Here is a 9936-nt window from a genome sequence, read left to right as displayed (position 1 = left end):
CCTAACTTATACTTCACGCGGGATCCTGCCGCTTCAATCGGTGATGGGTTGAGTATCAACCATATGACATTCGCCGCTCGGCAACGGGAATCACTCTTTATGGAAACAATCATCAAGTATCATCATCGATTTGCTAATAAGGGTCTCAATGTTTGGCGTGACCGAAACCACGATACACGAATCGAAGGTGGGGACGAATTAGTCTTATCCGATCATGTCTTGGCAATTGGGGTTTCTCAACGGACCTCTGCTGATGCGATTGAAGACATTGCCCGTAACCTGTTTGCCAAGAGTCATTTTGACAAGGTTATTGCCATTAAGATTCCACATAACCATGCCATGATGCACTTGGATACGGTCTTCACGATGATTAATACCGATCAATTCACGGTTCACCCAGGTATCTTAGGTGAAGGTGGTCATATCGATACTTGGACGATTACGCCAGGTAAAGATGGTCAATTAAGCCTTGATCACCAAACCGATTTGAAGAAGGTCTTGAAGGATGCTTTGAACCTTGACGATTTGGATTTGATTCCAACGGGTAACGGCGATCCAATCATTGCTGGCCGTGAACAATGGAATGACGGCTCCAATACTTTGGCAATTGCACCCGGTGTTGTAGTTACTTACAACCGGAATTACGTTTCTAATGAATTATTACGTAAGCATGGTCTAAAAGTGATTGATGTCTTATCAAGCGAATTGTCACGAGGCCGTGGCGGTCCTCGTTGCATGAGTATGCCATTAGTTCGAGAAGACCTTTAATTTTAAAATACTAAAACACAAGAGAATAGGAGATCATGAATTATGACTAAGGATTTTCGGGAAAATGTATTCCAAGGACGGAGTGTTCTTGCTGAAAAGGACTTTACTGCTGAAGAATTGGAATACCTGATCGATTTTGGGTTACATTTGAAGACACTGAAGAAGAACCATATTCCTCACCGTTACCTTGAAGGTAAGAACATTGCCTTGCTGTTTGAAAAGTCCTCAACTCGGACTCGTTCTGCATTCACGACAGCATCAATTGATTTAGGTGCTCACCCTGAATACTTGGGTCAAAACGACATTCAATTAGGTAAGAAGGAATCCACTTCTGATACTGCCAAGGTTTTAGGTAGTATGTTTGATGGGATTGAATTCCGGGGCTTCAAGCAATCTGATGCTGAAATCCTTGCTCGCGATTCTGGTGTTCCTGTTTGGAACGGTTTAACTGATGAATGGCACCCAACGCAAATGTTGGCTGATTTCATGACGGTCAAAGAAAACTTTGGCAAGCTGAAGGGCTTGACGTTAACCTTTATGGGTGATGGCCGGAACAACGTGGCTAACTCACTATTGGTTACTGGTGCAATCTTGGGTGTGAATATCCACATCGTTGCGCCTAAGGAATTGTTCCCTACGAAAGAAACTCAAGACTTGGCTAAGGGCTTTGCTGAGAAGTCTGGTGCTAAATTACTTGTTACCGACGACTTAGCTGAAGGTATGCGTGGTTCTAACGTCGTTTACACTGACGTTTGGGTATCCATGGGTGAAAGCAACTGGGAAGAACGCGTTAACTTATTGAAGCCTTACCAAGTTAACATGGAAGCTTTGAAGATGACGGGAACTCCTGATGATGAATTGATCTTCATGCACTGTTTGCCTGCTTTCCATAACGTTGAAACCCAATATGGTCAAGACATTAAGGAAAAGTACGGTATTACTGAGATGGAAGTTACTGATGAAGTCTTCACCAGCAAATATGCTCGTCAATTTGAAGAAGCAGAAAACCGGATGCACTCAATTAAGGCAATGATGGCTGCTACCTTAGGTAACTTATTCATTCCACGAGCTTAATCTGAAGGGTCGAAGAGGGTTAATCGTGCTGATTAACCCTCTTTTATTTTAAATTCGATAGAGAGTGTGAGAAATTATGGATGAAAATAAAGGCTTATCAATGGGCGCGCTAACCGCCGCCGTTGTTACCAGTTCAATTGGTTCTGGGGTCTTCACACTGACCAGTTCATTAGCCGGCGGGGCAGCTGCTGGGCCAGTACTGCTGGCCTGGTTAGTCGTTGGTTTCGGGATCTTAATGTTAGCGTTATCTTTAAATAATTTACTTCAAAAGAATCCGGAAGCTGAAGGTGTTCAGGCGTATGCACAAGCCGGATTTGGTAATTTTGCTGGATTTGTCAGTGGCTGGGGATATTGGCTTAGCGCTTGGTTAGGTAACGTGGCCTTTGCGACAGTTCTGATGAGTTCACTGGGTTATTTCTTCCCGCTGTTCAAAGGTGGTCAAAATGTCCCATCAGTTATCTTGGCCAGTGTGGTTTCGTGGGGACTAACCTATATCGTTAATCGCGGGGTTGAATCTGCGGCAGCGATGAATACGATTATCACAATTTGTAAGTTAATTCCACTGTTTACCTTCATTGTTGTTGGTATCTTTGTCTTCAAAGGTGGTATGTTCACCGCTCACTTCTGGTCAAATGTATCTTCCGGTGTAGCAGGTGGCGCCAATATTTGGACACAATTCAAGTCTTGTTTAATGATTATGATGTGGGTCTTCGTTGGGGTTGAAGGAGCCAGCATGCTATCTTCTCGGGCCAAGAGTAAGAGTGAAGCTGGTCGGGCCACGATCATTGGGATCATTTGCCTACTGATTATTTATGTATTAGCTTCAGTTTTGCCATACGGTTACTTAAGTCAAGACGCTTTGGCTAAGATCAACCAGCCAGCAATGTTATATATTTTCCAAGACATGGTTGGTACTTGGGGTGGGGCCTTCATTGGTGTCGGCCTGATCATTGCTATCCTTGGGTCATGGTTATCTTGGACGATGCTCCCTGCTGATACAACGATGTTAATGGCAGAAGAAAAACTCTTACCAGCTTACTTTGGCAAGAAGAATAAAAATGGTGCGCCAACCTTTTCTCTAGTCTTGACGGCGGCTTTGATCCAAATTTTCCTGTTAGTTCTTCTATTCTCCGAAGAAGCTTATAACTTTGCATTATCCTTGTGTACGGCTGCTATTGTGGTTTGCTACATCTTCGTTGGAGCCTATCAAGTGAAGTTCTCTTATCAGAACAAAGACATGAAGCAATTTTGGATTGGCTTCTTCGCACTCTTGTTCCAGGTTGTTGCGATTACCTTAGCCGGTTTACACTTCTTAATGTTGGTATGTATCGGTTACTTACCAGGGATTTACTTCTATTATCGCGCTAAGAAAGATTATAGTCTCGATGGTGGTAAGTTGACTAAAATGGAAATTTTGTATTCGATTGCCATTGTGGCCTTTGCCATTATTAGTATTGTAATGGTGGCGATGGGTGCTATCCAGATTTAGGAGGTAAACCATGGAAATTGATGAATTTGGGGTCGAAGGCTGGCTTAACGTTCATGAGCGAGAAGCCAAGTATGATTTAGCTCAGAGTACCATCACATCGTTTTCAATGAACGAATTAGTTTCATTAACTAAAGCTGATCAGACCTATTCTGAACTGGATCAACAAAAGATGAACTACGGTTGGATTGAGGGATCACCAACCTTTAAGCAAGAAGTTAGTAAGCTCTATGACCATGTAGATCCGGATAATGTGTTACAAACCAATGGGGCCACAGGGGCTAATATGTTAGCACTTTACTCATTGATTGAACCGGGAGATCATGTCATTAGCGTTTATCCGAGTTATCAACAGCTCTATGATATTCCGCGATCCTTGGGAGCAGATGTCAGCTTCTGGAAGCTACGAGAAGAAGACAATTGGTATCCGGATATTGATGAACTAAAACGATTGGTTCGACCGACAACTAAAATGATTTGTATCAATAATGCAAATAACCCAACGGGAACAATCTTAGACCGGAACTTTATGAAACAAGTCGTTGCGGTTGCTAAATCGGTTGATGCTTATGTTTTAGTGGACGAGGTTTACTTACCATTTGATGATAGCGTTGATTTTGCACCAATTATCGACTTGTATGATAAAGGAATTTCGACGAATTCATTATCAAAGACCTATTCAATGCCGGGGATTCGAGTTGGTTGGACGGCAACTAATGCTGAATTAGCTGAACGTTTCCGAAAGTATCGGGATTACACGATGATTTGTGCCGGTGTGTTCAGCGATCAAGCGGCCTGTTTAGTTTTACAGAATCGAGAGAAGGTCTTGGCTCGTAATCGGCAAATCGTTTTGGATAATTTGCAAATTTTCAAGGATTGGGTTGAACGAACACCGAAGGTTAGCTGTGTTTTCCCTAATGGGGTTTCTACCTCATTTATCAAAATGGAAACAAATGAGTCTAGTGAGAATTTCTGTCGGCATTTGTTAGCCGATACGGGTGTCTTGCTAGTACCAGGAGAAGCTTTCGATGTGCCTGGGCATGCGCGTTTGGGGTACTGTGCCCCAACGGAAACCCTTGAAAAAGGGCTGGAAATTTTAGGCCAATATTTGGAAGAGCATTAAATTTAACTACTAAAGGAGAAATTGATTATGGCAAAACGTCGTATCGTCGTTGCCCTGGGTGGTAACGCAATTTTATCAAAGGATGCTTCTGCTGAAGCACAACAACAAGCATTACGGGATACTGCAAAATACTTGGTACAATTCATCAAGCAAGGAGACGATCTGATTGTTTCCCACGGTAATGGACCACAAGTTGGTAATCTACTGTTGCAACAAGCCGCTGGGAGTACGGATAAAAACCCTGCAATGCCATTGGATACGGCCGTAGCCATGACCCAAGGCAGCATTGGTTACTGGATGCAAAATGCTTTAGGTGAAGAAATTACTAAAGCTGGGTTAGACAAGGACGTTACGACCATGGTGACACAGGTTGAAGTTGATCCTGATGATCAAGCGTTCACAAATCCAAGCAAGCCAATCGGTCCGTTCTACACAGAAGCTGAGATTAAGGATATTAAAGCAGCTCATCCAGAATACACGTACGTTGAGGATGCTGGACGAGGTTATCGGCGGGTTGTGCCATCACCACGGCCAACTGGTGTTAAAGAATACAAGGTGGTGAACGCCTTGGTTGACGCCGGAATTGTGCCAATCTCTGTTGGTGGCGGTGGTGTACCGGTTGTTCAAGAAGGCGATCGATTAGTTGGTCGTGAAGCAGTGATTGACAAAGACTTCGCTTCTGAAAAATTAGCTGAATTGGTTCACGCTGATTTATTGATTATCCTGACAGCGGTGAATAATATTTACATTAACTTTAATAAGCCAGATCAAAAGAAATTGGAAACGGTCAGTGTGGCTGAGTTACAAGAATACATTGATCAAGACCAATTCGCCAAGGGGAGTATGTTGCCTAAGGTTCAAGCCGCAATCAACTTCGTTAATAATAGTGAAGGTGGTAAGGCCGTGGTTACCTCATTGGAAAATGTCGGTAATTTCTTGAAGAACGGCGATGGAACAATTATTACGAAATAGGTAAATAAACACCAAACGAGTCCGTCCATTTTAAGCTATACTGTATAAGTAAGCTTAAAATAGGGGGACTCTTTTTGTGATAAAAAAAAGTGACTATCCACGCTATATTCAAATGTTAAAACGGCGGCCGGAGTTCAGTGGGTTCACTCCCGATGAGTTTAACCAACTGGAACAGCAGATGCGAATCAAAGAATATCCTAAGGGTCAATTGCTTTTTGACCAGGCAGATACGCGTTCGCGATTTTATTTTGTCATTTCGGGCTTATTACGATCAGAACGAATCGATGAAACCGGAGATTTCTCATTCTATTCATTCATTGCAGAGAATAAAGGCTTCCCGTATCGGGGACTATTTCATGACCATGAATATGCTTATGCCGTTAATACGATGACCCCAGCAGTAGTGGCTTCATTTCCGATGGCGGAATTTGAGAATCTATTGACGCGCAATTCGGAAATGATGAAGCGAGTTGTCGTTGAGATGGGACAAATTATTAATGAAAATGAAGATCAGTTGCAGCAGATGGTTACCTCTAGTGCAAGTGATCGTGTACGAAATGCGCTCAAGATTCTCGGACGTAAATTGGGCAACCAGTTAGCAGATGATCGCTGGTTCGTCCCGTATGCAATTACGCTGATCGAGTTGGCCAAGATGGCTGGAACGACAAGAGAAACGGCTAGTCAAGTGGTTCAACGCCTAGAAGCTGACGGGCAGATTATTTATGAGCATAAGCATTTTACGATTTTTACCAAATAAATTTGATGTAATGTTGCATTTTCAACAAAAAGCATTATGATAGAGACAAGGTTTTAACTTGGTCAAAGATGAAAGGGTGTTGAATGCATGACAATGAAACAGGTCGTAATTGATAAGAGCTTTTGGACAACTTTTCCAGATGCTCAGATTAACTTGATGTGGATTAGTGATTTTGATAATCATGATACGGATGAGAATAAGGTAGAGCGGCAACAATTATTGCACGATGCTACTGTGGCCTCCGAGCAGTTTACAAAAGTTGATCCGTTTCGTGATAATCCTGTGGTGGCAGAATGGCGGGATGCCTATCAACAGTTTAAGAAGCGGAAGGGTGCCCGTTCATCAATCGAGGCATTATTAAAACGAGCTAGTCAAGGTCATGAGTTTACCCCGATCGAACCACTAGTGGACGTCTATAATAGTATCTCCTTACGTTATGGTGTTCCGCTGGGCATCGAAGATCGTGATAAGATTGCGGGGGATTTACATTTAGGCCTGGCCCAAGGTGGTGAATCATTTTTCCCATTGGGGGCTGAAGCTGATGATCCTGCTCGTGAAGGTGAGATGATCTATTATGATGACGAAGGCGCTGTTTGCCGAAGCTTGAATTGGCGAGAGGCACAACGGACGATGCTAACAGAAGAGACGACTAACGGTATTGTGGTGATGGAATCAATGAATGCTGACCAAGCAGCACGAGCAACTACCGCTATGGCTGAGTTACGACAACTGATTCAGCATTACTTTGGGATTGAACCGGGAGAAATTAAAACTTTAACCAAGGACCATCCAACTGTAGACTAACGATAAAACGAGTGCCGCTGTCATTGAGACGGCGGTTTCTTTGCATATAAAAAACATCTCTGTCACAAGTAATGCTTGGGCAGAGATGTTTTTTATATTAATACCAATGGTGACTTTGCCAATACTTTTTGGCTTTTGTCCAGGTTCCGTAGCGTCCCTTGACGTACGAATTAGCCACTTTTTCCTGATTGACTGGAGATAAGTTGCCATGTAGATAAGATTTTAGTAATTGATAACGACCATAACAGTTTCCGTTTACCGCACGATAACTGTAACTTGATTCGTGATAAGCAATCCAGTTCTTAGCGGCCATTTGTTTTTTAGATAAGGAAGCGTTAATTTTAGCGATTTGCTTCTTTTGACTAGCGGTCAGCTTAGTCGAAGCTTGGGCCGTTGTCGTTGTTTGGGGTAAGAGGTTCGTTGTGACATCGGTCACCATGCCGAAAGAAAACCCGAATACCAACAAAATGGATGCAATTTTAAGTTTCATTTTTGACATATATTTTTTAAACACTCTCTCTAATCGAATTTATCTGATATCTAGTAATATACGCGAGAAGTGTTGCAATCGTGTTAACGCGCAGTTACTTTGTAATTAAAAGCGCGTCACATTGATGAAATATGTTGATGGTTGGGCAATTATTTTTAAAAGTTTGTTGACAACCAGTCGGAAAGACCTATACTTGATAAGTCGTTTAGACGGGTTGAATGGAGGCAAAATATGTATGAACTGTTGGTATTAGGTTCGTTACTTTCGCGGGACATGTCTGGCTATAAACTTTGTCAGGTCTTGGGTAACGCTTTGGTTCCGCGACGAAAAATTTCTAATGGCGTCATGTATCCCTTGTTAAATAAACTAGCGGCTGCAGGAGATATTACGTTCGTGACGGATACCACGGATGCGCGTGGGAAAAAAGTGGCGCATTTAACGACTACCGGTCGCGCGCACTTACATGACATGTTAATGACACCAGTAGCAACTGACGCTAAACGGGAATCTTTATATCGGTTTAAATTTAAGGGAATGGCAACTGAGCCGGTTGCCGTGCAGATCCAGATCCTAAATGAATATAAAGAAGCGCTTTTAACCGATCTACAAATTTATCAACAGGTTTATCTGCATTTGAAGGAGAAACTCGCAACGGCCTCGATGGATAGGCTTGCTTCGTTAAATTGGAGCATTCGTACGTTAGAACTTCAAATTGCGGAAAGTGAAACTAAAATTAAATGGAGTAATCAGCAACTACAGGACTTACGGTTAACTGATTCTCGTGGAGGTAAATTATGACTAAGACATATCGTCAATGGATAGGGCTGGTTGCCCTATCTTTGGGCGTCTTTATGGCTTTGCTGGATGTTACGATTGTCAATGTGGCATTGCCAACGATGGTGCGTGATTTTAATGAATCGTTTAATAACGTGCAGTGGGTATTAAACGCCTACTCATTGGTATTGGGTGTAACTTTGCTAATTGTTTCTAAGATTGGTGATATGTATGGCCTGAAAAAGATATTTGTGTTGTCGTTAGGGATTTTCGTATTGGCCTCAGCTATTAACGGCCTTGCCCCTTCACTATTAGTGCTAGATATTGGTCGGGGAGTGCAAGCGGTTGGCGGTGCCGGCATGAACGCGCTGGCAATGGCTCTAGTTGCGATAAGCTTTAAAGGTAGTAAGCGGGGAGTCGCCTTAGGTATCTTGGGATCTGTTATTGGGTTGTCATCGGCTTCAGGTCCTTTAGTTGGGGGCTACTTAGTTGCCCAATTTGGCTGGCGGTCAATCTTTTACGTCAATATTCCAATTGGGATTGTGGCGATTATTCTGACACTCATTTATGTGGATGAAGTACCGGACATCAGTCGTAGCCAAAAGATTGATTTTGCCGGGATGTTCCTGTCGGCCGCGAGCTTGTTTACGTTGATTTATGGATTGATTTTAAAGGAAAGTCATCCGCACTGGGGCTGGCTGAGTAGCCAGATGATTGGCTGGTTTGGCGCTGCTATTCTATTCTTCATCGTATTTATTGTGGTCGAGTCACGGATTAGTCAACCAATGATTAATCTGACGATGTTTAAAAATCCCCACTTTGTAGGAACCGTTATGGTTGCGCTGGCGTTGGGAGCCGGAATTTATTCATACAATACGTATCTCACGGCGCTTATGCAAAATTACATGGGATATTCTGCGCTAGGTGCTGGTGTTCGACAGTTAACGATTAGCATCTGGTCATTACTGCTGGGACCAATTACCGGCTATCTGGGAAATCGATATTCTAAGAAGTGGATGATCAGCGGTAGCCTATTTTTAGGTGGCATCGGATTTTTACTGTTAGCCAATGCAATGACGGTCAAAGTATCATTCATGGCCCTCTGGCCAGGAATGGTTTTAATGGGAATTACGAATGGGCTTGTTAATCCGTTATTGAATAGTGCTGGGATGGAGGGCGTTGCCATTCGCGAAATGGGAATGGCCTCCGGGTTAATCAATGTCTTTCGTCAAATCGGGGTCACGCTAGGTATTGTGTGCCTGGGGTTGGTCCAAAACAAGGTTTACGAAACTTATTTAACTCAGCACTTCAGTCGAGTCAATATGCCACATGCAGCTGCGAAGGCCATCCATCAAGCATTAGTGAATGCCGGTCCATTTTCTGGTCACAGCATTGCTTTTAGTTCGCGTTTGAGTCAGACGCCATTTGGACATGCGGTACAGCAGATTGTTTGGCAAGCATATGCCAATGGAACTCGCGCCGTTTCATTAGCTGCTGCCGGAATTGTAATTGCTGGTGGTTTATGTGCGGCATTCTTAATGCGTAATCGAAAAGCTCACTAAATCATAATGGCGTTTGAAGTCGTCAGGTATTGTCACATACCGTGATTTGTGATAATCTGACAGTAGTTGAATAGACAAAAACAAGAGAAATGGTCAATGTCCCATCTGGTCGGATGGCGTAGCGAA

General features: G+C 43.0%; 10 protein-coding genes. 9 read left to right on the top strand and 1 reads right to left on the bottom strand.

Annotated features, from left to right (window positions below; genetic code table 11):
- The 7 genes from FC61_RS05815 to FC61_RS05785 all read left to right on the top strand — a co-directional run.
- The coding region (locus tag FC61_RS05815) for an arginine deiminase (protein WP_235803830.1) at positions 1 to 768 on the top strand (768 nt) is incomplete at its 5' end.
- Positions 769 to 810: 42 nt separating this feature from the next.
- Complete coding sequence (gene argF / locus FC61_RS05810; protein ID WP_011668703.1) at positions 811 to 1842, top strand: ornithine carbamoyltransferase; 1032 nt, start codon at positions 811 to 813, stop codon at positions 1840 to 1842.
- A 76-nt stretch (positions 1843 to 1918) separates the two neighbouring features.
- Positions 1919 to 3331, top strand: coding sequence for an arginine-ornithine antiporter (gene arcD / locus FC61_RS05805; RefSeq protein WP_011668702.1), 1413 nt, complete (start codon positions 1919 to 1921; stop codon positions 3329 to 3331).
- A 10-nt stretch (positions 3332 to 3341) separates the two neighbouring features.
- Positions 3342 to 4451 carry an aminotransferase gene (locus FC61_RS05800; RefSeq protein WP_011668701.1) on the top strand — a complete coding sequence of 370 codons (1110 nt, stop codon included), beginning with the start codon at positions 3342 to 3344 and terminating at the stop codon, positions 4449 to 4451.
- A 27-nt stretch (positions 4452 to 4478) separates the two neighbouring features.
- The gene (gene arcC / locus FC61_RS05795; protein ID WP_021741912.1) at positions 4479 to 5423 is read left to right on the top strand and encodes a carbamate kinase; all 945 of its coding nucleotides are present in this window, start codon (positions 4479 to 4481) and stop codon (positions 5421 to 5423) included.
- Positions 5424 to 5499: 76 nt separating this feature from the next.
- Complete coding sequence (locus FC61_RS05790) at positions 5500 to 6180, top strand: Crp/Fnr family transcriptional regulator (RefSeq protein ID WP_024526337.1); 681 nt, start codon at positions 5500 to 5502, stop codon at positions 6178 to 6180.
- Positions 6181 to 6273: 93 nt separating this feature from the next.
- The gene (locus FC61_RS05785; protein ID WP_035464683.1) at positions 6274 to 6984 is read left to right on the top strand and encodes a B3/B4 domain-containing protein; all 711 of its coding nucleotides are present in this window, start codon (positions 6274 to 6276) and stop codon (positions 6982 to 6984) included.
- Between the two features lie 97 nt (positions 6985 to 7081).
- On the opposite strand, the gene FC61_RS05780 is transcribed toward FC61_RS05785, so the two are convergent.
- On the bottom strand, positions 7082 to 7483 hold the full coding sequence (locus FC61_RS05780) for an aggregation-promoting factor C-terminal-like domain-containing protein (protein ID WP_021741915.1): 402 nt from the start codon (positions 7481 to 7483) through the stop codon (positions 7082 to 7084).
- Between the two features lie 222 nt (positions 7484 to 7705).
- On the opposite strand from FC61_RS05780, the gene FC61_RS05775 reads away from it, so the two are divergent.
- Positions 7706 to 8272: a helix-turn-helix transcriptional regulator gene (locus FC61_RS05775; protein ID WP_021741916.1), complete on the top strand. Its 567-nt coding sequence runs from the start codon at positions 7706 to 7708 to the stop codon at positions 8270 to 8272.
- The gene (locus FC61_RS05770) at positions 8269 to 9810 is read left to right on the top strand and encodes an MFS transporter (protein ID WP_021741917.1); all 1542 of its coding nucleotides are present in this window, start codon (positions 8269 to 8271) and stop codon (positions 9808 to 9810) included. The genes FC61_RS05775 and FC61_RS05770 overlap by 4 nt, the downstream gene beginning before the upstream one ends.
- The last annotated feature ends 126 nt before the right edge of the window (positions 9811 to 9936 follow it).

This window comes from Levilactobacillus brevis ATCC 14869 = DSM 20054 (assembly GCF_001433855.1).
GTDB classification, from domain to species: domain Bacteria; phylum Bacillota; class Bacilli; order Lactobacillales; family Lactobacillaceae; genus Levilactobacillus; species Levilactobacillus brevis.
The sequence above is the reverse complement of the archived record's forward strand: the minus strand, read 5'-3'. Positions and strand labels throughout refer to the sequence as shown.